Source organism: Aeromonas rivipollensis (assembly GCF_037811135.1).
Classification (GTDB): domain Bacteria; phylum Pseudomonadota; class Gammaproteobacteria; order Enterobacterales; family Aeromonadaceae; genus Aeromonas; species Aeromonas rivipollensis.
Window position 1 is genome coordinate 1,224,931 of sequence record NZ_CP149130.1, and the last position, 24,378, is coordinate 1,249,308.

Below are 24,378 nucleotides of genomic sequence, written 5' to 3' on the forward strand. Positions count from 1 at the left end.
TGCAGATAACAACAGTGAGAGCCGGCTGCGACAGGGAGGGATGCGCCTAATGGCATCGGGTCGATACAGCGGGTCTGGCGACATCAGGTTGAGGGTGAGAGGTGGGCAAGGGCTGCCCTGGCTGGCGACTCTTTTGCATGACAAGCCTGTCATCAGGTGCAGAGCGCAATCGGCCGGTGAGTGAGGGGCCACAGTAGCACGGTTCCGGCCAGGTTCGGCATTTATCGCCTGCGCCGCAGAATCGTCACTCAATGGAGTCCGGATCTGGTCTCCATATTCACCGCAGTCTCCCAGGCCAGCACCCCGGCCGCAAAAAAAACGCCCCGCAGGGTTGCGGGGCGAAAGACAGCACATCCTTGGCCATTGGAAAGGGGATCAATAACCGAAGCGGGTTGCCTCGAAACGGTTGAGCAGACGGTGGATCAGGTAGCAGGCCAGCAGGGTGGCGACGATGGCAAAGAGGATGCTGCTGACCCGGTAGAGGGCGCTGAACACCAGATCGTTGCCCGGGGTCAGGTACTGGCCAAACAGAATGCCGAGGGTGGTGAGGGCGCCGAAGCCGACCCCGGAGCCGCTCGCCTCCTTCACGTGGGCATGGCTGAACAGCATGGCGCCGAGCCAAAGCAGGGGGGTCACCAGCAAGAGCAAACCGGACCAGTCGTAGAGCACCAGCTGGCCCAGGATGCCGAAACTCACCCCCAGCAGGGTGCCCATGGCGCGCTTGCGGGCGTAGCTCAGGGCCCCGTTCCAGTGCATGGGGAAGAGCACCAGCAGGGTGGTCGCCTGGGCGGACATGGAGTCGCGCAGATCGAACAGCTGGAATACCAGGAACGACAGGGTGGCGATGCTGGCACCTAGCAGGGCCTCGTGGCGCATCCGGTGGGGGGCCTTGGGAGAGGGGGCGGGGGCGGGCCGCGTCTCCGCATCCGGGATCAGGGCCGTCATCAGGTAGGCGATGAGCACCGACAGTATGCTGGCCCAGAGGTTGCTGAAAATGAGATCGTTCAGATCGGTTCCGGGGTAGCTGGCAAAGTGCAGCATGATGCTGAGGCTGAGCACGCCGTTGGCGCCAAACAGGAAGAGGCTGCCCCTGGACATGGCGGCGAAACGGTAGAGGAACAGCAGGAAGACGAGGGGGGTCATCAGCCCGGGATGACTGCCGAACAGGCCGCCCAGCAGGCCGACCTCCAGCCCGCACATGGCGGCGGAGGCGATAAGCTGGCGGGCGGCGTGGCCGTTCATCACCGGGATCATGCCAAGCAGCAACACAGGGGTGACGGTGAAGAAGACCCCGTTGCTCCAGCCGAAGATCTTGCACAGTACAAACCCCAGGGTGCAGCCGAAGGCGATGCGCAGACACTGGCGCAGCTCGTTGGCGGTGAGGGGTCTGTGCCACAGGTTCATGGTCGTCATCTCAATAGATGTAGTGCAGCAGGCTGAGCAGGCGGATCTGGCCGCGGGCAAAGAGCGCGCTCAGGGCGTTGTCCGGCAGCAGCTGGACGGTGGCGCGGGCCCCGGCCGGCAGATGGGCGGGCAACTGATCCAGGGTCAGGTGCAGGCGCAGTCGCTGGGCATCCCGCACCCAGCGATCCGATTCGATGGGGTTGGCCAAGAGGCCGTTGGCGTCGAACTGGCCGGCGCTGACCCCCGCATCCAGGCTGGCGACCCGGGCCGGATAGAGGCGGCCGGGCTCGCCGTCGAAGGCGACCAGTGCGCGGCTTTGCGGGGTGATGTTACGCAGGCTCTTCTCGCGAAAATCGGCGATCACATCCACCTGCTCCGAGACCAGGGCCAGCAGGGGAGCGCCCGCCGTGGCCACGCTGCCGGGCTTGAGCTGCAGGTTGGTGATGATGCCATCCTGGCTCGCATGGACCTGGCTGTAGGTGAGGTTGAGCTCTGCCTGGGCGAGGCGGTTGCGCGCCTGGCGCAGCAGCAGGTTGTCATCACCGGTGAGGCCACGGTTGACGCGAGCCTGCTCCATGCGGGCCTGGCTGGCCAGCAGGTTGGCACGGGCGGTGCGGGCGGCGCTGTCTGCGTCATCTTTCTGCTGCTCAGAGACCATGTGACGGCGATAGAGGGTATCGATGCGCTCGGCCTCCCGCTGTTTCTGGGCGGTCTGGGTCTGCAGCGAGCTGAAGTCGGCGGTGGCGGCGTTCAGGGTCGCATCCAGCTGGCGATTCTGTTGCTCGGCTTGATCTAGGGCGAGTCTGGCCTGCTCGACCGCGAGCTCGAAGGGGGCCGGATCCAGCACGAACAGCAGATCTCCCTGTTTGACGTGCTGATTGTTCACCACCGCGACCTCGATCACCTTGCCGCTGACCTGGGGCGCCATCTTGGTGACGACCCGAGTGGCCATGGCCTGGGGGGTGAGGGGCATCTTGATGTCGGCCAGCAGGAAGTAGCCGAACACCAGGATGAAGCAGGCCATGGCCCACTTGATCCAGCGTTTGAATTGTTGATCCGGGGTCATCTTATTCTCTCTCTTCATGCTGGGCACCGATCTTGCCGAGGGCATTGGCGGAGATGCGGTGCACTATCTCTTCAAACTGGGCCAGCTCCTGCTGGCTGATGCCCGCCAGCAGATCCCGGCGGACTTCCATGATGCGATCTTCGATCTTGTCGAGTAGCGCCTTGCCGGCCGGGGTCAGGGTGACGATGCGGGCGCGCTTGTCCTGGCTGCAGCAGTGGCGCTCGACAAGAGCCAGCTCTTCCAGCTGACCCAGGGTGCGCATCAGGGAGGGCAGCTCTATCTCCAGCGCCTCGGCCAGGGTCTTCTGGCTGAGGTGGCCGCCGAGGCGGCTCAGCTTCCAGAGCGCGGTCCAGCGCGGATGGGTCAAACCCAGGGGGGCCAGCTCGATATCGGCCACGGTGCGCCACAGCCGGTGCAGTCGCCCCAGCTGTTCGGCGAGGGAGAGCTCGCGCAACATCTCCAGATCCTTTTTCATGGCAGATACCTCATATACTTAGCCTGCTAAGCATTATATTTATTTCGCAGGCTAAGTAAAGCGTGATTCAGTTCACATTCAGTTTCTGGGGCAGGGGACGCGGGGAGGGCAATGGTGCTTAAGGTTTCAATGTTTTTATATGGCTTTGCAGGCCCGCTAACCGACAGCAGAGGAGGGGATACGTAGAGTGGCGCCACACCACCCGTTGGAGCATAACAATGAAAAACCTCTCTACCCCCGCAGTACAGATGAAGGGCGCCTGGAGCGACCAGCAGATCGCCGGCATGCCCATGATGATCTTCCTCGGGCTTGCCACCTGCGTCCTCTACGCCGGCTGGAACGGCTCCCTGCCGCTCGGCATGGTCGGCGCCCTGGCGCTGATGTTCGTGCTCGGCACCCTGCTGAGCGAGCTGGGCGAGCGGATCCCCCCCATACGGGAATACCTGGGGGGCGGCACCATACTCGCCATCTTCGGCGGCGCCGCGCTGTTCGAGTACCGGATACTGCCGGCCGAGGCGGGTGAGGTGATCAGCCGCTTCATGAAGGAGGGGGGCTTTCTGAACTTCTTCATCGCCAGTCTGGTGACCGGATCTGTGTTCGGCATGAGCGGTGCCCTGCTGAAAAATGCCGCCATGCGCTACCTGCCGGTGATCCTGGGGGGCGTGGCGCTGGCGCTGCTGAGCGTCGGCCTGGTCGGCTCCCTGATGGGGTACGGCTTCAAGAATGCGGTGCTGCTCATCGGTCTGCCCATCATGGGTGGCGGCATGGGCGCCGGCGCCGTGCCGCTGGTGGAGATCCTCTCCGGCCCCTTGCAGATGTCCAGCGCCGATCTGTTGTCGCGCATGGTGCCCGCCGTGGTGATCGCCAACACCCTGGCCATACTGGTGGGCTCCCTGCTGGCGCGCCTCGGTCGTCGTTACCCCTCCCTGACCGGCAACGGCAAGCTGATGGTCAAGGAAAGCAGCCAGAGCGTCGCCGACGAGCAAGCCGAGGCGCCGACCCTGCAGAGCCTGGGTCTCGGGCTCTTCATCAGCTCCAGCATGTTCGTGCTGGGATCCTTGCTCGGCAACTTCATCCCCATGCACCCCTTCGCCCTGATGATACTGGCGGTGGCCTTTATCAAGGTGAGTGGTGTGTTGCCCCGCCGTTATGAACAGGCGGCCGCCGACTGGTACCAGTTCGTGGTGAGCAACCTCACCCCCTCCCTGCTGGTGGGCATAGGGGTGGCCTACACCAGCATCCCCGAGCTCATCGGCGCCTTCTCGGTCAACTACTTCATCATGGTGCTGACCACTGTGGTCGGCGGCGCCCTGGGGGCTGCCCTGGTGGGGCGCATGATCGGTTTTTATCCCATAGAGGCGGCCATCACCGGCGGCCTCTGCATGGCCAACATGGGGGGCACCGGCGATGTGGCCGTGCTGTCGGCAGCCCAGCGCATGAAGCTGATGCCCTTCGCCCAGATCTCTTCTCGCCTCGGCGGGGCCGTGATGCTGATCCTGGCCACCGCCCTCATCTCTCTGCTCGCCTGACGACCGGATACAGGAAAACGACATGAACGACATCATGATGGGCACCAGTCTGCCCTATGCCGAACGCAAGCGTCAGGGGCTGATGGGGCGCATGCCCCACAAGGAGGAGTCCCTCTCCCAGCAGCGCCGCCGCATCTACCGCCTGGTCTCGGCCATGCAGAGCCCCTTCGATCAGCACCTGCTGCTGCGCCAGTTGCAGGAGGACAACCCCGTGCTGTTTTACGATCTGGTGCGCCACCATCTGCCGGAGCTGCTGCCCATCATCTACACCCCTGTGGTGGGTGAGGCCTGCCAGCGCCACAGCGATCTCTACCTGCGCAGCCACGGTCTCTACCTTTCCTGGCACGACAGGGACGAGCTGGACGCCATCTTCGCTGCGGTGGAGCAGGAGGTGGACGTCATCGTCATCTCCGACGGGGAGCGGGTGCTGGGACTCGGGGATCTCGGCATCGGCGGCATGGGGATCTGCATCGGCAAGCTGGCGCTCTACAGCGCAGCCGGTGGCATCAACCCGGCTCGCACCCTGCCCCTGTGCGTGGATGTGGGCACCAACAACCCGGCCCTGCTGGAGGATGACTCCTACCTCGGCTGGCAGGCCCCGCGCATCGACGGCGAGACCTACTACAGCTTCATGGACAAGGTAGTGGCGGCCATCCATAAACGCTGGCCCCGGGTGGTGCTGCAGTTCGAGGACTTCGCCGGCAAGCATGCCGCCAACCTCCTGGCCCGCTACCGGGACCAGCTCTGCATGTTCAACGACGACATCCAGGGCACGGCGGCGGTCGCCTCCGCCTGCGTGCTGGCGGGATTGCAACAGGCGGGAAGCAGGCTTGCCGACACCCCGGTGCTCATCGTCGGAGCGGGCTCGGCGGGCTGCGGCATCGCCGCCATGCTGGCCCGCCTGGCGGGCAGCACTGAGCGGGTGCAGCTGTTCGACCAGGACGGCCTGGTCTGCCTGGACAGGGCCAACCTGACTCCCTCCCAGCAGCCCTTCGCCCGCCCGGTAGAGGAGGTCTGCGGTTCCCTGCCCGAGCTCATCGCCCGGCTGCGCCCCGGGGTGCTGATCGGGGTGAGCGGCCAGGGCGGCCTGTTCGACGAGGCGGTGCTGACGGCCATGGGGGTGGCGTGCGAGCGCCCTGTGATCTTGCCGCTCTCCAACCCGACCCGCAGCGCCGAGGCGACCCCGGAGCAGGTGTGGCGGGCCACGAGCGGGCACGCCCTGCTCGCCACCGGCAGCCCCTTCGCCCCGGTCGAGGTAGGGGGGGAGATGCGGGTGGTCTCCCAGTGCAACAACGTCTATGTCTTCCCGGGCATTGGCCTCGGGGCCTGCGCGGTCAAGGCGCGGCGCATCAGCGATGGCATGTTGCAGGCGGCGGTGCGGGCGGTGGGGGCCTATCAGCTGGCGGAGGGGCGGTTGCTGCCCCCCATAGAGGAAGTGGGGGAGGTAGCCCGCGCTGTTGCCAGGGCCGTGGCCCTGACCGCCCGCGAAGAGGGGCTGGCGGATTTTGACGGTGATCCCGCGCCGCTCATTGACCAGACCTGGTGGCGCCCGCACTATTGGTCCGCCTCCTGAGCTTGCAAGGTTAATCGATGAAACTGCGCCACCAACTGGTCACCCTCTCCCTCGGGCTGTCACTGCTGCTGATCCTGATCCTGGGAGCCCTGCTCGCCCTCTTCATCCGCCACCTGCTGGAGAGCAACCTGGAGGAGAAGGGGAGCGATCTGGCCCGGGTGCTGGCGGCGGATACCCGGGTGGTGCAGGCCCTGCAGCAGGGTAATGATCCCGGCCTGCGGGACTATGTGCAGGGGATCTGCAACCGCACCGATGCCGCCTACATGGTGGTGACCGACGAGCATGCCCGCCGCCTGAGCCACCCCTCCTCCGAGCTGATCGGCGCAACCTTCCGTGGCGAGGACATCTGGCCGGCGATCCAGGAGCGGCGCAGTTATTGCTCCAGGGACAAAGGCACGCTCGGCCCGGCCATTCGCTGCTTCTCGCCGGTGATAGGGGCGGACGGACGCACCATAGGGGCGGTGGCGGTGGGTTACCTGATGAAGACGGTGGAGGGCATCTATCTGGAGCGGATCGCCCTGCTCATCAGTGCCATCGGCGCCGTGCTGGGCTGCGGCCTGCTGCTGGCGCTCTTGTTGCAGCACCGGCTGCGGCGCACCCTGCTGGATCTGGAGCCGGAGACCATAGTCAACCGCTTCGCCCAGCAGGATCTGGTGCTGGAGGGCATCTCGGAGGGGATAGTGGCCCTCGATGGCAATCATCGCATCAAGATGCTCAACAGCGCGGCCTTCTACCAGTTGCGGCTACCGGGCACCGGCCGCCACGCCCTGCTGGGTCAATCCCTGGCCGAGCTGGCCCCCAGCCTGCTGCCCGCCCTGAACCAGCAGGGGGGGGTGAACTTCACCGTGCAGGGGGAGGCGTTCGTCGGTCACTGGCAGGATCTCAGCGGTCGCGAGCCGGGCCGCATGCTGATCTTCAGCCGACCGGATGGCACCGGCAGCCTGGGGATGCAGGTGACCCATCTGCGCCAGTATGCCGAGATGCTGCGGATCCAGACCCACGAGTTCGCCAACAAGCTGAGCAGCCTCTCCGGCCTGCTGCAGCTCGGTCATGTGGAGCAGGCGGTGGAGCTGATCCAGCAAGAGAACGAGGCCTGCCAGACCATGTTGCAGGATCTGCTGCGCTCCATCGAGAACAAGCCGGTGGCCGGTCTCATCCTCGGCAAGTTCAGCCGGGCGCGGGAGCTCGGGGTCGAGCTGGTGCTGGATCCCGGCTCGGCCCTCGGGGAGTACCCGGCCGAGGTGTCGGCGGATCTCATCACCTGTATCGGCAACCTGCTGGACAACGGCATCAGGGCCGCCTGGGCGAACCGCCTGCGGTGCGCCCCCCGGGTGCTCATCTCGGTGGATGACTTCGGCCGCCGGCTGGTGATCGAGGTGGAGGACAGCGGTGAGGGGGTGGACGAGGCGCTGGCGGATCACCTGTTCGACTATGGGGTCAGCCGCCAGACCGGGGATCATGGCGTAGGTCTCTTTCTGGTCAAGAAGACGGTGGCCCGCCGTGGCGGTGTGATAGAATGGCGCCGCACCGCCGAACAGACAACCTTGTTCGGTATCTATTTGAATAAAAACCAATTGGTGTGAGTCATGAAGCCAATTTTCACTCTTGTTATCGAGGACGACGAGCGGATCGGCGCCATCCTGGCGGAGCTGATCTCCTCGACCCCGGGCTACTCCCTGCTGGGGCGGGCCGAGAGCCTGGCCCAGGCCGATCTCATGATGCGTGCCACCGAACCCCAGTTGCTGGTGGTGGACATCTCCCTGCCAGACGGCTCGGGTCTCGAGTGGGTGAACCGGCTGCGCAGCCACAATCGGGAGGTCCTGGTGGTCATGGTGACCGCCTCCTGCGACGTGGAGACCATACAGCAGGCCCTGAACCTGGGGGTGCAGGACTACATCATCAAGCCGCTGCGGCTGTTTCGCATCCAGCAGAGCCTGGACGAGATCCTGACCCTGCATCGCCGCCTGTGCGAGCGCGGCCTGCTGGAGCAGAGCGATCTCGACCGCCTGATGGGCAAGGGGCGCATTCAGCCGAGGGAGGTGCGCGACACCCCCAAGGGCATAGACGCCATCACCTTGCGCCAGGTGCTGGAGCTGCTGGCCGGGGAGCCGGACACCGCCTTCTCCACCGATACGGTGGCGCTGCGCCTGTCCCTCAGCCGCACCACGGCGCGCCGCTACCTGGAGTTTCTGGAGTCCGAAGACAAGCTGGACGTGGATCTCAACTACGGTCAGCGCGGTCGCCCCGAGCGGCGCTACCACTGGCGCCGGAGCAGCTAAGGCCGCTCGAATCCGGCGATGCAAAAAAGGGAGCCCGAGGCTCCCTTTTTTCATTGCGCAGCAACGGCGTTCGCCGGCTTATGCCCCTTCTACCAGGGCGGGGCGCACCCTCGGCTTGAACTGGGAGATCATGACGCCGGTCAGGATCAGGCCACCGCCTATCAGGTGAAAGCCGTGGATGGGCTCTCCCAGGGTGATGACGGCGATCAGCGCCGTGCACAGGGGCATCAGGTTCATGAACACAGAGGTGCGCTCCGCCCCCAGGGTGGCGAGGCCGCGCATCCAGCAGTAGGCCGCCAGCAGGGAGGAGGCGAGCCCGGCGAACAGCACCAGACTCCAGCCTTCGGCGGGTACCGCCAGGGAGTCAGCACTCAGGGCGACCGGGATCAGCAGCAGCACCGCCAGCAGGATCTGCAGATAGAGGTTGAGCCAGGGGCCGAACGGCAGTTGCCAGCGGCGGATCAGCAGGCCATAGAGCGCATAGCTGGCGGAGCCGAGCAGCATGAGGCCATCCCCCGGATTGATGCCGTCGTGCAGCAGGGCCAGGGGGTTGCCCTGACCCAGCAGCCAGAGCACCCCGAACAGGGAGAGGCTCATGCCGAGCAGCGCCTGCTTGCCCGGGCGCTGGCCGAAGAAGAGGGCGCTCTGCAGCAGGGTCAGCAGCGGTATGAGGGAGCCGATGACCCCCATGTTGGTGGCCGAGGTACTGTGGGCGGCGTAGTAGGCCAGGCACTGGTAGAGCACCATGCCAAGGGCCGCCAGCACCAGCAGCTTGCCGAGCCAGGGGCGGATCTCGGCACGGCGGCGCCACAGTTGCGGCAGGCAGAAGGGGGAGAGTGCCAGGGCGGCGATGACCCAGCGGTAGAAGGAGATGGCGGCGGGATCCAGCACGCCGGCGGCGGCCTTGGAGACCACAGTATTGGCGGCCCAGATCAGGATGGCGAACAGGGGGAAGAGAAAGGGCATAGGCACTCCTTGATACGATGACGAGAGTCTAGCCTTGTCTTGAACGATGCAAGTAGCGTAAATAAGACATGTCATAACCGCTTTGGGACAATCTGCATGGGCAGCCTCACCCTGGCCGAGCAGGATCGCCTGCTGGCCGACCCCAACCCCCTCTATTTTCGCTATAGCCAGATCCAGGGGGGCAACGCCTGTGCCGAGCACGCCCACCCCTGGGGCCAGCTCAGCCTCATCAGCCTGGGAGTCATGGTGGTGGAGGTCGAGGGAGAGCGACTGGTGGCGCCGGCCGACTACCTCATCTGGGTGCCGGCCAACCTGCCCCACAGCGCCTTCAACGAGCAGACCCTGGACTACACCTCCATCTACGTGAGCCACGCGCTGGCGCCGCGCCTGCCAAGGGAACCCCAGTTGCTGGAACTGACCCCCTTGCTGCGCGCCCTGCTGGAGGACTTTACCCAGCGCCGGGTAGGCCATCTGGAAGACGAGTGGGACGCCCGTCAGGGGGAGCTCTTCATCGAGAAGCTGGCCCGCACCCGCTGCCAGCCGAGCTACCTGCCCCAGAGTCGCGACCGCCTGCTGGCCCCGCTGCTGGCCGCCCTGCACGCAGCTCCCGAGGACAACCGCACCCTGGCCGAATGGGCCAAGGTCTTGCACAGCACCGAGCGCACCCTGGCGCGGCGTTGCCAGAAGGAGCTGGGTATGAGCCTGGGGCAGTGGCGCACCCGGCTGCGGCTGGTGAAAGCGCTGGACTGGCTGCGGGGGGACATGCCGGTGCAGGAGATAGCCTGGCGCCTGGGTTACACCTCGACCTCGGCTTTCATCGCCATGTTCCAGCGCGAGCAGGGATGCGCCCCCCAGCGTTATCGCCAGCAGCTGGGCCAACCCGGGGCCTGAGCCGGACGGCGGGGGCAGTAATGAAACAAGGGCGCCCGCAGGCGCCCTTGTCATCAGAGATGGCAGGCTCAGAAGAAGCCGAGGGGGTTGATGTCGTGGCTCACCAGCAGGTTCTTGGTGTTCTGGTAGTGGTCCAGCATCATCTTGTGGGTCTCGCGGCCTATCCCTGACTTCTTGTAGCCGCCGAAGGCGGCGTGGGCCGGGTAGGCGTGGTAGCAGTTGACCCAGACCCGGCCGGCCTGGATGCCGCGCCCCATGCGCCAGGCCAGGTTGCTGTCCCGGGTCCAGAGCCCCGCCCCCAGCCCATACTGGGTGTCGTTGGCAATGGCCAGGGCATCTGCCTCGTCCTTGAAGGTGGTGACCCCGAGGGCCGGCCCGAAGATCTCCTCCTGGAACACCCGCATCTTGTTCTGGCCCGAGAAGATGGTGGGCTGGATGTAGAAGCCCCCCTCCAGGCCGCTCACCTTGGCCGGGCCACCGCCTATCAGCATCTTGGCCCCTTCGCCGCGACCAATCTCCATGTAGCTCAGGATCTTGTCGAACTGCTCGCGGGACGCCTGGGCGCCTACCTGGGTCGTGGTGTCCAGGGGGTTGCCCTGCACTATGGTGCGGGCGCGGGCCAGCACCCTGTCCATAAACTCGTCGTAGATCTTCTCGTGTACCAGCGCGCGGGAGGGGCAGGTGCACACCTCGCCCTGGTTGAAGAAGGTCATCAGCATCCCTTCCACCGCCTTGTCGATGTACTGGCTCTCGTGCTGCATCACATCGGCAAAATAGATGTTGGGGGACTTGCCGCCGAGCTCGACGGTGGAGGGGATCAGCTTGTCGGCGGCGCAGCGCAGTATATGGGCGCCGACTTCAGTCGAACCGGTGAACGCCAGCTTCTGGATCCGGTCGCTGGTCGCCAGCGCCTGACCCGCCTCGGCGCCGAAGCCATTGACCACGTTGACCACGCCAGGGGGCAGTATGTCCTTGATGAGATCCATCATCAGCATGATGGTGACCGGGGTCTGCTCGGCGGGCTTGAGCACGCTGCAGCAGCCGGCCGCCAACACAGGAGCCAGCTTCCAGGCCGCCATCAGCAGGGGGAAGTTCCAGGGAATGATCTGGCCGACCACGCCGATGGGCTCCTTGAAGTGGTAGCTGACGGTGTGCTGATCCAGCTCGGCGGCCGAGCCCTCCTGGGCACGGATGCAGCCGGCGAAGTAGCGGAAGTGATCCACCACTAGCGGCAGGTCGGCGGCCAGGGTTTCGCGCACCGCCTTGCCGTTCTCCCAGGTCTCGGCGATGGCGAGCACTTCGATGTTCTGCTCGATGCGATCGGCGATGCGCAGCAGCAGGTTGCTGCGCTCGGTGACGCTGGTCTTGCTCCAGCTGGCGAACGCCTTGTGGGCGGCATCCAGCGCCAGCTCTATGTCGGCGGAGTCGGATCGGGCCACCTCGCAGAACACCCGGCCATCCACCGGCGAGATGTTCTCGAAATAGCGACCGGCGCGGGGGGCCACCCAGTCGCCCCCGATGAAGTTGTCGTAACGGGACTTGAAGCTGACCAGGGCGCCTGCCTGACCGGGAGCGGTATAAATCATCTCATCATCCTTATGTGTGTGAAGGTCCTGCCCGGCTGCATGTGCTGGCTGGCCGGGGTGGTACGCAGGGGGTATCGCAAGGGCCATGCCAAAGGGTCTGACCAGCACATGAAAGGTTACAAAAACGTTATCAAACTGGGTGCGGCGGCGTATCTTGGTTAACCAATGACCAAGGCTGTGGCGAGAAAACTGTGCCGTTTCTGGACAGTGGCCGCGACAGTCGTGCCGTTTTTGAACAGGAGGCGTGATGAGCGAGTTACTTCAATCCAGCTCCATTCATGCTCTGTATGAACAGGAGGCGTGATGAGCGAGTTACCGCAGTACAGTTCCAGCCCCAGTCCGATCCAGCGCTCCTGGCAGCGCTGCCTGCATCAGGGCCTGCTCCGCCAGCAGAGCGCCGAGCTGGACTTGCTTCCCCAGGGAGAGCTGTCGGCCCGCCAGGAGCAGCACAAAACGCTTATCACCTGCTTTCAGCGCTTCGTGTTGCCGCTGTTTGCCCAGTTGCTGGCGGGCAGGCCTTGTCGCCTGCTGCTGTGTGACGGTGAGGGGGCCATTTTGGCCGCCAGCGGTGACGATGGCTTCGCCCGCCACGCCGAGCGGATCTTCTTGCGCAGCGGCGCCCGCTGGGGGGAGGCGAGCAAGGGCACCAACGCCATCGGCACAGCGCTGGCCGAGCAGAGCGAGGTGCAGGTGCTGGGGGCGCAGCACTTCTTCGCCCAGCACAGCTTCCTCAGTTGCAGTGCCTGCCCCCTGCTCGGGCCGGACGGGCAACTGCTGGGGGTGCTCGACATCTCCACCGATGCGGCCCACCACGACGGCGATATGCTGGGCACTGTGCGGCTGCTGGCGATGACCCTGGAAAACGCCCTGCTGGCGCGTCAGCCGGGCTGGTTGGTGGATCTCGATCCCCAGAGTCTCTGGTCCGCCCGCCTGCTGCTGGGAGAGGGGGGCGAGCTGCTCGGGGCCAACCGGGCCGGACGGCTCTGGCTCGGCCAGCACCCGTTTGACGGCAAGCAGCTGCTGCGGGATCGCCGCGGCCTGCGGCTGGAGCCCGAACCTGTGGTGATTCAAACCGAAAACCAGCCCCAGCCAGCCGTTACCGCCGGGGTGCCCCTCAAGATGCTGGAGCGGGGCATCTCCCTGCTCATCGAGGGGGAGACCGGCAGCGGCAAGGAGCACCTGGTGCGTGCCCTGCACAGTCAGTCGAGCCGACGGGACAAGCCCCTGGTATGCGTCAACTGCGGCGCCCTGCCGGCCGAGCTGGTGGAGGCCGAGCTGTTTGGCTACGTGGGCGGGGCCTTCAGCGGCGCCCGCAGCCAGGGCAGCCAGGGTTATCTGCGCGCCGCCCACAACGGCATCCTGATGCTGGACGAGATCGGCGAGTTGCCGCTCCCGGCTCAGACCCGACTGCTGCGGGTGTTGCAGGAGCGCGCCGTCACCCCGGTTGGCAGCCACAAGCCCGAAGCGGTGGATTTCTGGCTGGTCAGCGCCAGCCATCGGGATCTGGCGGTCATGGTACAAGCCGGGACGTTTCGCGAGGATCTCTATTACCGGATCTGCGGCTGGCGCCAGCAGCTTGCGCCGCTGCGGGCCTGGTCACAGTGCGATCGCCTGGGGCTGATCCGGCGCCTGCTCTCGGAGATGGACCCGGACCTGCAACTGACGCCGGAGGCGGAGCGGCAACTGCTGACCCATCCCTTGCCCGGCAACGTGCGCCAGCTCAAGCAGGCGCTGGAGGTAGCCTGCGTGCTGGCAGAAGGGCAGGGCTGGATTGAACCCGCCCACCTGCATCTGCCCGAGGTGGCCGCCATGCCGGCTCCCCGGGGCGCCACCACCTTGCGCGAACAGAGCCGGCTGCGGGTGCAGCAGACCCTGACGGAGTGTGGCGGCAACGTGAGCGAGGCGGCGCGGCGGCTCGGTATCAGCCGCACCACCCTCTACCGGGCACTGCGGGAAGAGGGATAGGGGTGTTGCCGCACCGCTTGCTTGTGTAGACTGGGGCTCAGCGATGATTTTTCTTTATTTTTCCATGGCATGGAGTGCTCAGTGGTGAAAGGAATGATGACATCGGGAACCCGCTTCCCCAGGAGCTGGCGTCCGCCTCTTGCGGTGCAATGCCGACAGGATTCAGCCCGGCGGATGGCAGGCGACGCCCTGCACGCGGGCTGAGCCGACCAATCCCCCTGCGCCCACGAGGGCGTGTGTAATAACCTTGGATCTGGATCAGCACGGTGCGGAATCTCAAGGTGTAGAGTAAAAGCTCTTTTCCAGGTGTGATCGCCATGACCCCATCCTATTCCCGCGTGACCAATATGTTGTTCTGGAGCCTGCTGCTCGGCAGCCTGCTGGCCATCCTGGTGTTCGAGTTCGGGCCAGAACGGCGGCTGGATATCCTGAGCCAGGCCAGCCTGGCCGCCAGGGCCCAGGATGATCGCACCCATGGCGGCCAATCGATCACCACGCTGATCGCTGGTGGCGAAAAGCCCGCCATCGACTGCAAGCTGCGCGCGGGCCACAGCTCCCCCTTCTGTGAACTGATCCTGACCCTGTCTGCCCCCGAGCGGGGGCTGGATCTCTCCCACTTCAGCGGCGTGCGGGTCAAGTTGAGGGTGGAGGGGCGCGAGCCGCAGAGCTGGCGCCTCTATTTGCGCAACTATGATCCCGCCTACTCGATAGCCGGGGACGAGACTTCCCACAAGTTCAACGAGGTACTCTTTCGTCCCGACGATTACGGCCGCCTCCAGGACGTCCCCCTCAAGGTGTTTGCCCCCAGCTCCTGGTGGGTGCAGCAGTACCGGATCCCGCTGGCGCAGCAGGGGACGGATCTGCACCATGTCTATGCCATCGAGCTTGCCACCGACGACAGCATGCAGCCCGGGGACTACCGGTTGATCCTGGAGAATCTGGAGTTCTATGGCCGCTGGGGCAAGCCGGGGGACTTCTACCGCCAGCTGCTGCTGGGCTGGCTGATATACGGAATACTGCTGTTTCTGACCCAGTACCTGCTGATGGGAGACAAGCTGCGCAAGGCTCGTGAGGCGCGGCTGGCGGCGGAGGCGCTCAGCCAGAGCCTGTCCGAGCAGTACCGCCGCACCGAGGAGGAGGCCCGCTATGATCCCCTGACCGGGGCCCTCAACCGGCTCGGCGGCGAGAAGCTCCTGAGCGAACTGGGGGAGATGCCGCTCTCCTTCATCTACATCGACATCGATCACTTCAAGGGGGTCAACGACACCCACGGTCACCCCATGGGGGACGAGGTGCTCAAGCACATGGTGAGCGAGCTGCTGCGCCATTGTGACAGCCTGTGCCGCCTGGTGCGCTGGGGGGGAGAGGAGTTCGTGCTGGTCTGCCTGCACCATGAGCAGGCGAGGGCCGAGAGGCTGGCCGAGCGGCTGAGGGGGGCGCTGGAGGCCTACAGGGAGTGGCCCCTCGGGCTCAGGATCACCGCCTCCTTCGGGGTGGCGGAGCGGCGCGGGGACTCCCTTGAGCTGACCCTCAAGCGGGCGGACGAGGCGCTCTATCAGGCCAAGGAACGGGGGCGCAACCGGGTCGAGGTGGGCTAGGGCGCGGGTCTGCCAATCGACGCAGGGCCCTGCCTTCGCGAAGCTGATTGCGGCTGGAGCCCCGGCCTCCCAGCCGCTATGATGCGCGCCAGCCGGGGCGCAGGCCCCCCCTTCATCAGCCGAGGAGTTTCCCATGTCCCAACACCTAGGTGCCCTGACCCTGCTGGTGGCCGACTACGATCAGGCCATTCGCTTTTTTACCAAGGGTCTCGGATTTGCGCTGCTGGAAGACAGCCCCCTCGACGAGCCGGGCAAACCGGGCAAGCGCTGGGTGCGGGTCGCCCCGAAAGGTGCCTCCGGGTCGGCCCTGTTGCTGGCCCGGGCTGCCAATGCGCAGCAGCAGGCCGCCATCGGCCAGCAGGGGGGCGGCCGGGTCTTCCTGTTTCTCGAGACCGACGATTTCTGGGGTGACTACCAGCGCATGCAGCAGTACGGCGTGCATTTTTGTGAAGAGCCCCGCCACGAGCCCTATGGCACAGTGGTGGTGTTCGAAGACATCAGTGGCAACCGCTGGGACCTGCTGCAACGCATTGCTGCCAACTGAATCTGAAAACGTTTATCATCCCGCCTGTCATAACGTCATAAAAGTGTCACAGAAAGTTCTAATAATTGGCGCACCCATCTTCACAGAGGAGAGAGAAGGGATATGGCTAAGCGAATTCTGGTGGTCGAGGACGAGGCACCAATCCGCGAGATGCTCTGCTTCGTGCTCGAGCAAAAAGGATATGAGACGATTGAGGCAGAAGATTATGCCGATGGACTGGCGAAGGTGCGTGAACCTTACCCCGAGCTCATCGTACTGGACTGGATGATGCCAGGCGGCAGTGGTATCCAGTTCATCAAGCAGCTCAAGCAGGACGAGGTGACCCGCCAGATCCCGGTGGTGATGCTGACCGCCCGCGGTGAGGAAGAGGACAAGGTGCGCGGCCTCGAGGCGGGCGCCGACGACTACATCACCAAGCCGTTCTCTCCCAAGGAGCTGACCGCCCGGCTGCACGCCGTGATGCGCCGGGTCTCCCCCACCTCGGTGGACGAGGTGATCGAGGTGCAGGGGCTCAAGCTGGATCCCGTCTCCCACAGGGTCAGCGCCGAGGAGAAGGCGCTGGACATGGGGCCGACCGAATTCAAGCTGCTGCACTTCTTCATGACCCATCCCGAGCGGGTCTACAGCCGCGAGCAACTGCTCAACAACGTCTGGGGCACCAATGTGTATGTGGAAGACAGGACGGTGGACGTGCACATCCGTCGTCTGCGCAAGGCCATCGAAGAGACCGGGCATGACAGATTGATCCAGACGGTGCGTGGAGCCGGATACCGCTTCTCAACCCGTCTCTAGGGGATAACATGTTGCAACCTTACGCCTGGCGGCGACAGTTGTGGCGAATGGCGTTCTTCTACGCCCCCTTCGTCTTGGTAGGTTGGTTGATAGAACACCTCTCCCTCTGCCTGCTGGTGGCGACGGTGCTGCACCTGGGCTGGCACTACCGCTTCCAGAAGCGGCTGTCGGACTGGCTGTGGCACGATCGCAGCCTGGTACCGCCCCATGGCAGCGGCAGTTGGGAATACATCTTCAATGGCATTTACAAGTTGCAGCAGCGCCACCGTGCCCGGCGCCGCGAGCTGGCGGGTCTCATCCGCCGGTTCCGGGAGGGTGCAGAGGCCCTGCCCGATGCCGCCGTGGTGTTTCGCACCGACGGCAGCATCCTCTGGTGCAACCGGCTGGCGGAGCAGCTGCTCGGTTTTCGCTGGCCCGAGGATGCCGGCCAGCACATCGGTAACCTCATCCGTCACCCCGGTTTCGTCGCCTACCTCGGCAAGGGGCAGTATGACGAGCCGTTCGAGATGAGCTCCCCCATCAACGAGGAGAAGTTTCTCGAGTTTCGCATCATGCCTTATGCCGAGGATCAGGCCATGCTGGTGGTGCGTGACGTGACCCGGCTGCGCAGCCTCGAGAAGACCCGCAAGCATTTCGTCTCCAACGTCTCCCACGAGCTGCGCACCCCGCTCACCGTGCTCAAGGGGTACCTGGAGATGACAGAGGAGCCGCCGCCCCCCGCCATGTGGGCCAAGGCGCACCGGGTGATGATGGAGCAGACCATTCGCATGGACAACCTGGTCAATCAGCTGCTCACCCTGTCGCGCATCGAGGCAGCCCCGACCGTGGATCTCTCCCATCTGGTGGACATGCCCGCCATGCTGGGGCTGCTGGAGCAGGAGGCGCGTGCCCTGTCGGGAGAGAGTGCCCATCAGATCGAGTTTCAGGTGCAGCCTAACCTGTTCGTGAAAGGGGACAGGGACCAGCTGCGCAGCGCCGTCTCCAACCTGGTCTACAACGCCATTCACTACACACCGGCGGGTCGCAAGATCAGGGTGGAGTGGCGCAAGCAGGGGGCCATGGCGCTCTTTGTGGTGCAGGACGAGGGGGAGGGGATAGCCCCGGAGCACCTGACGCGGCTCACCGAGCGCTTCTATCGGGTCGACAAGGCGAGATCCCGCCACACCGGCGGCTCAGGCCTTGGCCTCGCCATCGTCAAGCATGCCCTGAGCCATCACGATGCCCAGCTCGAGATAGAGAGCCGGGTCGGCCAGGGCAGCCGTTTCAGCTTCCTCATTCCTGCCAGGATGGTGGTGGTAAAATAGCCTTTATTGACAACTGGTTAGCAATAAGAAAGGGGGCGGCGAGAGCGGCCCCCTTGGCATTTGTGCCGTGCTGGGCCCATGTCATCAAAGTGTCATATAAATTCCATAAATTTGTCACTGCCAGGTCAGATACTGGCGCCGTCTTAAGAACAGACCCAGCGTCACCTTGGGAAAGAGGGGACGGATAAAATTCAACAAGCTGGCTGATGCAGTCAGCTTGACCACCGCAAGACAGTGTTAATCGGCGCCATGTATTGGCAATTGCCTTCTGTAACTTTGGAGAGATTGGATGAAACTCAACAAACTGGCTGGTGTAATCGGATTCACCGCAGCAACCCTGTTTTCTGTCAGCGCCCTGGCTGCCGGTGTGGATAAAGATCTGCCGGATTACACCCCGACCAGTGGCATCTCGGGCAACCTGTCCTCTGTCGGCTCGGACACCCTGGCCAACATGATGACCCTGTGGGCCGAAGAATTTAAGCGCGTCTACCCCAACGTCAACGTGCAGATCCAGGCCGCCGGTTCTTCCACAGCCCCGACTGCACTGACCGAGGGCGTCGCCCAGTTTGGCCCCATGAGCCGTGCCATGAAGGCCGGTGAAGAGGAAGCATTCGAGAAGCGCTACGGCTACAAGCCGACCGCCATCCGCGTCGCGGTCGATGCCCTGGCGGTGTTCGTGAACAAGGACAACCCCATCAAGGGGCTGACCATGGAGCAGGTTGACTCCGTCTTCTCCAGCACCCTCAAGTGCGGCGAAGCCAAAGCCGCCACCAAATGGTCCGATCTGGGTCTGGATGGCAACTGGTCCAGCAAGGACCTGCAACTGTTCGGTCGCAACTCGGTCTCCGGTACCTATGGCTACTTCAAGGAGCATGCCCTGTGCAACGGTGACTTCAAGAGCGGCGTGAACGAGCAGCCGGGCTCCGCCTCAGTGGTGCAATCCGTCTCCGCTTCCCTGAACGGCATCGGCTACTCCGGCATCGGCTACGTTACCTCAGGCGTGCGCGCCGTACCGCTCTCCAAGGATGGCAAGACCTTCGTTGAAGCGACCGCAGAGAACGCCTTGACCGGCAAGTACCCGCTGTCGCGCTTCCTGTACGTTTACGTGAACAAGGCTCCGAACAAGCCGCTCTCCCCGATGGAGCAAGAGTTTGTGAAGATGATGCTCTCCAAGGCCGGTCAGACCATAGTGGCGAAGGATGGCTATGTGCCGGTCCCCGCCAAGATTGTTCAGGCCGATCTGAAGAAGCTGGGTATCATGTAATCCTGCTTTCGCACTCTATACAGACGAGCCTCCAAAACGAGCCCAAGCGGGCTCGTTTTTATTTTGGCGTTGCGGGATCTTTTTGGTCGCATGGGGTGGCGCCTGGCTTGCACCGGACGGCGGCATTCCCGAGAATAGGGCAACTTCACGGTAAAGGACTCTCTCATGCGTGCATCTTCCCTGTCCAAATTCGGCCTGGCAGCCTTGTGCAGCGCCCTGCTGGCCAGTTGTGCCCAGTCGCCAACCGGTCGCAGCCAGATGCTGCTCTTCTCCCCCCAGCAGATGAACCAGCTGGGGGCCGACTCCTTCGAGCAGATGAAGAAGCAGGAGAAGGTAAGCAAGGATGCCAAGGTGAATGCCTATGTCTCCTGCGTGGCCAAGGCGGTCACCGCCCAGGTGCCTGCCAGCTATGGCATCACCAGCTGGGAGGTGGTGGTGTTTGACTCCAAGGAGGTCAACGCCTTCGCCCTGCCCGGGGGCAAGATCGGCGTCTACAGCGGCCTGCTCAAAGTCGCCAAGAATCAGGATCAGCTCGCCACCGTGATCGGCCACGAGCTGACCCACGTGCTGGCACAACACTCCAACGAACGCCTCTCCCGGGATCAGCTGACCGGCATAGGGCTGGCGGTGGCCGATGCCGCCATCGGCAGCAGCCAGGGGGGCGGTGCCACCATGGCGGCGCTCGGGCTCGGGGTCCAGGTGGGGATCGCTCTGCCCTATGGCCGGGCTCAGGAGAGCGAGGCCGACCGGTTGGGGCTGGATCTGATGGCTCGCGCCGGTTTCAACCCGGCCGAGGCCATCCCCCTGTGGCAGAACATGAGTGCCGCCGCCGGGGGCAAGGCGCCGCCCCAGTTGCTCTCTACTCACCCGAGCGATGAGAACCGCATTACCGAGTTGCAGGCCCAACAGGCTCAGGCAGAGCCCCTGTATCGGCAGGCCCGTGCCGCTGGGTTGACTCCCCAGTGCAAGGCATAACACTGCGTCTGGCCCGTCCCGCCGATGCCGCCGCCATGACGGTGATGCAGCGGGCCAGCTGGTTGGCAGCCTATGGCGGCGTGCTCGGTGAGGATCTGCTGGCCCAGCTGGCGGTCACCGAGCATCTGCAGATCTGGCGTCGCCGGCTCGCCGAGCCGGCCCCCATCCCCATGCTGCTCTGTCAGGACGAGGTCGTCATCGGCCTGCTCTATTGGCACCCTGTCCATGAGGAGGGGCTGATGACGGCGCGCATCCGGGCGCTCTATCTGCACCCGGATCACTGGCGTCGGGGCCATGGCAAGCGGCTGTGGCAGGCGGTGGCGGTGCAGATGCGCCGGGCCGGTTGCGAGTGCGTCAGACTATGGCTGCTCGATGGCAATCACATCGGCGAGGGGTTCTACCTGCGCCGCGGCTTCGTGTTTGACGGCCAGGAGCGCACCCTGACGAGCCTGGGACAAGCTTGCCTTCAGCGGCAAATGTTCCGTTTGCTTTGAGCTGGCTCCCGTTTTTCGCCCATGGTCACTTTATTTTTTTTGCGAATTAATACAATGTGCCCCATCTGGACAGACTGAGGTGATTAGGTTCACCGGCAAGGGAGTGTGGCATGTATTACGGATTTGATATTGGTGGTACCAAGATTGCCTTCGCGGTGTATGACGGTGGCCTGAATCTCTGTCACGAAGAGCGCATGAGCACCCCCGGCAACGATTACGAGGGGCTGTTGCAGCTGATCCTGACGCGGGTCGAGGCTGCGGATGCGCGCTTCGGCGCGAAAGGCGCCGTCGGCATCGGGTTTCCTGGCATCATCAATCGCCTGGATGGGAGCATAGTGGCGGCGAACCTGCCCGCCATTCACGGTCGTCATCTGGGAGCGGATCTGGCAGGCCGACTGGCACGCACTGTCAGCGTCGACAACGACGCCAACTGCTTCCTCTGGTCCGAAGTGCACCAGGGGGCCGCCGCCGCGGCCGAGAGTGCGCTGGGGGTGACGATTGGCACCGGCATAGGTGGCGCCGTCTACTTGGCGGGCAAGCTCATCCAGGGTCGCAACTGGCTGGCGGGGGAGATAGGCCATTACCCGCTGCCGGCCACCATATTGATGAAGTATCCCGACCTGCCCCGTCCCCGCTGCGGCTGCGGTCGCCTGGTCTGTTTCGAAACCTACGCCTCGGGCACCGGCCTGGAGCGGCTCTATCACCACTTCAACGGCGAGCGCGCCAGTGGTCACCAGATAGTCACCCGTGCCGAGGCCCGGGAACCCGCGGCGCTCTCGGCCATCGACTGCTGGCTGGAGATCCTGGCCGCCGGGCTCGCCACCGCCATCTCGGTGATAGACCCCGAGGTGGTGGTGCTGGGAGGCGGCCTCAGCGGGCTGCCTGCCCTGTATGAAGAGCTGCCCAAGCGTCTGCCTGGTCACCTGCTGCCCGGCGTCGCCCTGCCGGCTATCCGCCAGGCCCGCTTCGGCGGCGCCGGTGGCGTGCGTGGCGCCGCCCTGCTGAATTTATGAGATCAGGCACTGGGTCTGATCTCCCCGGATAAGGAGTCATCATGACCCGTCTTGAAATCTGCATCGACAACCTGGAATCCCTGTTCACCGCCCAGCAAGCCGGGGCGGATCGCATCGAGCTCTGCTCTGCGCTGGGGCTAGGCGGTCTCACCCCCTCCTATGGTTTCATGCAGCAGGTGGCGCGCCACGCCACCATTCCTGTCTACGCCATGATCCGCCCCCGTGCCGGGGATTTCTGCTTCAGTGCCGCCGAGTTCGAACTCATGTTGCTGGACATCGCCGCAGCCCGGGCCGCAGGCTTGCAAGGGGTGGTGGTGGGTCTGCTGGACGAGGGGGGCAGGGTGCCTGCCGCCCAGTTGCAACAACTGGTCGAAGCGGCCGGTCCCCTGGGGGTCACCTTCCATCGCGCCATCGATCTCAGCTCCAACTGGCGCGCCGATCTGGAGACCATAGTGGCGGCCGGCTGTGAGCGTATCCTGAGCTCCGGCCATGCCCCGACCGCCCTGGCGGGTCTGGAGACACTGCAGGCGATGCAACAGACCCTGGCGGGTCGCGCCAGCCTGATGCCCGGCGCCGGGGTCAATGCCGACAACGTGCGCACCATACTCGAGTTCACCGGGGTGAGCGAGGTACACATGTCCGGCATGGGCTGGCGCGGCGGCATGGTGCCCCACGGAGTGAACATGGGCACCTCGGACGACGGCCGGGTCAATATCACCGACGGCGCCAAGGTGGCTGCGGTGAGGGCCCTGCTGGATCGCGCCTGAGTCAGGGTGTGGTTGTCGTCGCCTCTCCCTTCTCCCCTCGCGGGAGAAGGGCCGGGGATGAGGGGGATGTGAAGTCTCTCCCACGGGGGGGGAAATCAGGACGGCAGCCGGCAGCACCTCGCCAAAAAGTCTGATATTATCCCGTCTCTTTTACCCTCAGGACCCGGAGCAATATCTCAATGTCCCAATACGACTCTATCGAACAGAAGGCCAGCTATGGCATCGGCCGCAACATGGGTGATCAGCTGGCTCAGCAAGCCTTCGCCGGTCTGGATATCCCTGCCCTGCAACAAGGTCTGGCAGATGCCCTGAACGGCCTGGAGTTCGCGGTCAGCCGTGACGATATCAATGATGCCTTCCAGGTCATCACTGCCCGCATGCAGGAAGAGCAGGAAGCCGTTGCCAAGGCGGCCGCCGCCGATGGCGAAGCCTTCCTGGCCGATAACGCCAAGCGTGCCGACGTGAAAGTGACCGACTCCGGTCTGCAATACGAAGTCATGGTAGAAGGCAACGGCGCCGTGCCGGTGGCCGGTCAGTCCGTGCGTGTGCACTACCACGGTACCTTCACCCACGGTGGCGTGTTCGACAGCTCTGTCGCCCGCGGCCAGCCTGCCGAGTTCCCGGTCACCGGCGTCATTGCCGGTTGGGTGGAAGCGCTGCAGATGATGCCGGTTGGCTCCAAGTGGAAGCTCTACATTCCGCAGGATCTGGCCTACGGTGCCCGTGGCGCCGGCTCCATCCCGCCCTACTCCGCACTGGTATTCGAAGTGGAGCTGCTGGACATCCTGTGATCCGGCTGGCGTGATGCAAACGGCGACCTCTGGGTCGCCGTTTGTTTTTGCGCGCCGCCACGCCCAGGTGGATGAGCCATGGCCTTCTCGGGAGATTTGGATATAGTCAGGACGTCGCACTCTCGGCCACCCAGGGAGGCAGGCCATGGCTGCCATCATAGAAGTCGTCGATCTCATCAAGCACTTTCCCGGTGTCAGGGCGGTGGACGGACTCAGCTTTGCCATTCCCGCCGGTAGCTGTTTCGGCCTGCTCGGCCCGAACGGGGCTGGCAAGACCACCACCATAGAGCTGCTTGAGGGGATCCTCACCCCGGACAGCGGCCAGATCCTGTTTCATGGCGCCCCCCGCGGCCCCGACTATCGCTCCCGCATCGGCATCCAGTTCCAGCACACGGCGTTGCAGGATTTTCTGACGGTGCGCGACACCCTGCGCCTGTTCGCCAGCCTCTATCCCAACCCCCTGCCACGGGAGCTGCTCATCGAGCTGTGCGCCCTTGGCGAGTTCATCGACAGGGACAGCCGCAAGCTCTCCGGCGGCCAGCGTCAGCGCCTGTTGCTGGCCCTGGCCCTGCTCGGCGACCCCGAACTGTTGTTTCTGGACGAGCCCACCACAGGGCTGGATCCCCAGGCCCGTCACCACTTCTGGCAGCGGATAGAGGCGATCAAGGCCCAGGGCAAGACGGTGGTGCTCACCACCCACTACATGGACGAGGCGCAGCAACTGTGCGATCGCATCGCCATCGTCGATCACGGCCATCTGCTCAGCCTGGACACGCCGGCGGCCCTGCTGGCGCGGCACTTCGACGGCGTGCTGGTGCGCCTCTCGGATCACCCGGCCCTCGCCAGCCTGGGTTATCCGCTGCTGCCCCACGGCGATCAGGTGGAGCTGAGCTGCCCGGACGTGGCGGCCTTGCTGCCACGGCTGCTGAGTCTGGGGGTACCGCTGACCGGCATGCAGGTGCGCTCCCCCAATCTGGAGGATCTCTTCCTGCACCTGACCGGTCACAGCCTCCGGAGCGGTGCATGAAAAATCCCATCAAGCGCAGTGTCGTTGCGCTCTGTTACCCGCAAGCCTTGTTATCTCGACGGGGTTCGAGTCCGA

The 24,378-nt window shown here is 64.6% G+C and carries 22 protein-coding genes; 17 read left to right on the forward strand and 5 right to left on the reverse strand.

The window, feature by feature from the left end:
* Positions 1-375 precede the first annotated feature (375 nt).
* From WIR04_RS05670 to slyA, 3 genes are read right to left on the reverse strand one after another with little or no spacing between them, the layout of a single operon-like run.
* On the reverse strand, positions 376-1,404 hold the full coding sequence (locus tag WIR04_RS05670; RefSeq protein ID WP_338891137.1) for a DUF2955 domain-containing protein: 1,029 nt from the start codon (positions 1,402-1,404) through the stop codon (positions 376-378).
* Positions 1,405-1,414: 10 nt separating this feature from the next.
* On the reverse strand, positions 1,415-2,470 hold the full coding sequence (locus WIR04_RS05675; RefSeq protein ID WP_338892464.1) for an HlyD family secretion protein: 1,056 nt from the start codon (positions 2,468-2,470) through the stop codon (positions 1,415-1,417).
* A gap of 1 nt (position 2,471) precedes the next feature.
* Positions 2,472-2,945: a transcriptional regulator SlyA gene (gene slyA, locus WIR04_RS05680; protein WP_025327859.1), complete on the reverse strand. Its 474-nt coding sequence runs from the start codon at positions 2,943-2,945 to the stop codon at positions 2,472-2,474.
* Between the two features lie 218 nt (positions 2,946-3,163).
* Between slyA and WIR04_RS05685 the strand changes: the two genes are divergently transcribed.
* The 4 genes from WIR04_RS05685 to WIR04_RS05700 are packed head-to-tail and all read left to right on the forward strand — an operon-like array spanning position 3,164 to position 8,326.
* Complete coding sequence (locus WIR04_RS05685) at positions 3,164-4,474, forward strand: 2-hydroxycarboxylate transporter family protein (RefSeq protein WP_338891138.1); 1,311 nt, start codon at positions 3,164-3,166, stop codon at positions 4,472-4,474.
* 22 nt (positions 4,475-4,496) lie between these two features.
* On the forward strand, positions 4,497-6,047 hold the full coding sequence (locus WIR04_RS05690) for an NAD-dependent malic enzyme (RefSeq protein ID WP_338891139.1): 1,551 nt from the start codon (positions 4,497-4,499) through the stop codon (positions 6,045-6,047).
* 17 nt (positions 6,048-6,064) lie between these two features.
* The gene (locus tag WIR04_RS05695; protein WP_338891140.1) at positions 6,065-7,630 is read left to right on the forward strand and encodes an ATP-binding protein; all 1,566 of its coding nucleotides are present in this window, start codon (positions 6,065-6,067) and stop codon (positions 7,628-7,630) included.
* Between the two features lie 3 nt (positions 7,631-7,633).
* The gene (locus WIR04_RS05700) at positions 7,634-8,326 is read left to right on the forward strand and encodes a response regulator (RefSeq protein ID WP_005324712.1); all 693 of its coding nucleotides are present in this window, start codon (positions 7,634-7,636) and stop codon (positions 8,324-8,326) included.
* Positions 8,327-8,404: 78 nt separating this feature from the next.
* On the opposite strand, the gene WIR04_RS05705 is transcribed toward WIR04_RS05700, so the two are convergent.
* A complete protein-coding gene (locus WIR04_RS05705) occupies positions 8,405-9,292 on the reverse strand; it encodes a DMT family transporter (protein ID WP_338891142.1) in 888 nt (295 codons plus the stop codon).
* A gap of 96 nt (positions 9,293-9,388) precedes the next feature.
* On the opposite strand from WIR04_RS05705, the gene WIR04_RS05710 reads away from it, so the two are divergent.
* Positions 9,389-10,183, forward strand: a complete 795-nt coding sequence (locus tag WIR04_RS05710; RefSeq protein ID WP_338891144.1) for a helix-turn-helix transcriptional regulator — start codon at positions 9,389-9,391, stop codon at positions 10,181-10,183.
* A gap of 68 nt (positions 10,184-10,251) precedes the next feature.
* Here WIR04_RS05710 and WIR04_RS05715 read toward each other — a convergent pair whose 3' ends face one another.
* Positions 10,252-11,769 carry an aldehyde dehydrogenase family protein gene (locus tag WIR04_RS05715; protein ID WP_338891146.1) on the reverse strand — a complete coding sequence of 506 codons (1,518 nt, stop codon included), beginning with the start codon at positions 11,767-11,769 and terminating at the stop codon, positions 10,252-10,254.
* Positions 11,770-12,072: 303 nt separating this feature from the next.
* On the opposite strand from WIR04_RS05715, the gene WIR04_RS05720 reads away from it, so the two are divergent.
* From WIR04_RS05720 to WIR04_RS05775, 12 genes are all read left to right on the forward strand, one after another.
* A complete protein-coding gene (locus WIR04_RS05720) occupies positions 12,073-13,734 on the forward strand; it encodes a sigma-54-dependent Fis family transcriptional regulator (protein ID WP_338891148.1) in 1,662 nt (553 codons plus the stop codon).
* A 317-nt stretch (positions 13,735-14,051) separates the two neighbouring features.
* Entirely contained in the window at positions 14,052-15,332 is a 1,281-nt protein-coding gene (locus WIR04_RS05725) for a GGDEF domain-containing protein (RefSeq protein ID WP_338891150.1), read from the forward strand.
* A gap of 133 nt (positions 15,333-15,465) precedes the next feature.
* Positions 15,466-15,876 (forward strand): VOC family protein, encoded by a 411-nt coding sequence (locus WIR04_RS05730; RefSeq protein WP_338891151.1) that lies wholly within the window; start codon positions 15,466-15,468, stop codon positions 15,874-15,876.
* A 102-nt stretch (positions 15,877-15,978) separates the two neighbouring features.
* Positions 15,979-16,668: a phosphate regulon transcriptional regulator PhoB gene (gene phoB, locus WIR04_RS05735; protein WP_005338414.1), complete on the forward strand. Its 690-nt coding sequence runs from the start codon at positions 15,979-15,981 to the stop codon at positions 16,666-16,668.
* 8 nt (positions 16,669-16,676) lie between these two features.
* Positions 16,677-17,972: a phosphate regulon sensor histidine kinase PhoR gene (gene phoR / locus WIR04_RS05740; protein WP_025327849.1), complete on the forward strand. Its 1,296-nt coding sequence runs from the start codon at positions 16,677-16,679 to the stop codon at positions 17,970-17,972.
* Between the two features lie 289 nt (positions 17,973-18,261).
* Entirely contained in the window at positions 18,262-19,236 is a 975-nt protein-coding gene (locus tag WIR04_RS05745) for a PstS family phosphate ABC transporter substrate-binding protein (RefSeq protein ID WP_025327848.1), read from the forward strand.
* 165 nt (positions 19,237-19,401) lie between these two features.
* The gene (locus tag WIR04_RS05750; RefSeq protein WP_042648620.1) at positions 19,402-20,211 is read left to right on the forward strand and encodes a M48 family metallopeptidase; all 810 of its coding nucleotides are present in this window, start codon (positions 19,402-19,404) and stop codon (positions 20,209-20,211) included.
* Positions 20,199-20,705 carry a GNAT family N-acetyltransferase gene (locus tag WIR04_RS05755; RefSeq protein WP_338891154.1) on the forward strand — a complete coding sequence of 169 codons (507 nt, stop codon included), beginning with the start codon at positions 20,199-20,201 and terminating at the stop codon, positions 20,703-20,705. Before WIR04_RS05750 ends, WIR04_RS05755 begins: the two co-directional genes overlap by 13 nt.
* 110 nt (positions 20,706-20,815) lie before the next feature.
* A complete protein-coding gene (locus WIR04_RS05760) occupies positions 20,816-21,718 on the forward strand; it encodes an ROK family protein (protein ID WP_338891156.1) in 903 nt (300 codons plus the stop codon).
* A gap of 41 nt (positions 21,719-21,759) precedes the next feature.
* Positions 21,760-22,485, forward strand: a complete 726-nt coding sequence (locus tag WIR04_RS05765; protein ID WP_025327844.1) for a copper homeostasis protein CutC — start codon at positions 21,760-21,762, stop codon at positions 22,483-22,485.
* 179 nt (positions 22,486-22,664) lie between these two features.
* Positions 22,665-23,276 carry an FKBP-type peptidyl-prolyl cis-trans isomerase gene (locus WIR04_RS05770; RefSeq protein ID WP_005324672.1) on the forward strand — a complete coding sequence of 204 codons (612 nt, stop codon included), beginning with the start codon at positions 22,665-22,667 and terminating at the stop codon, positions 23,274-23,276.
* Between the two features lie 145 nt (positions 23,277-23,421).
* Positions 23,422-24,303 (forward strand): ABC transporter ATP-binding protein, encoded by an 882-nt coding sequence (locus WIR04_RS05775; RefSeq protein ID WP_338891159.1) that lies wholly within the window; start codon positions 23,422-23,424, stop codon positions 24,301-24,303.
* The last annotated feature ends 75 nt before the right edge of the window (positions 24,304-24,378 follow it).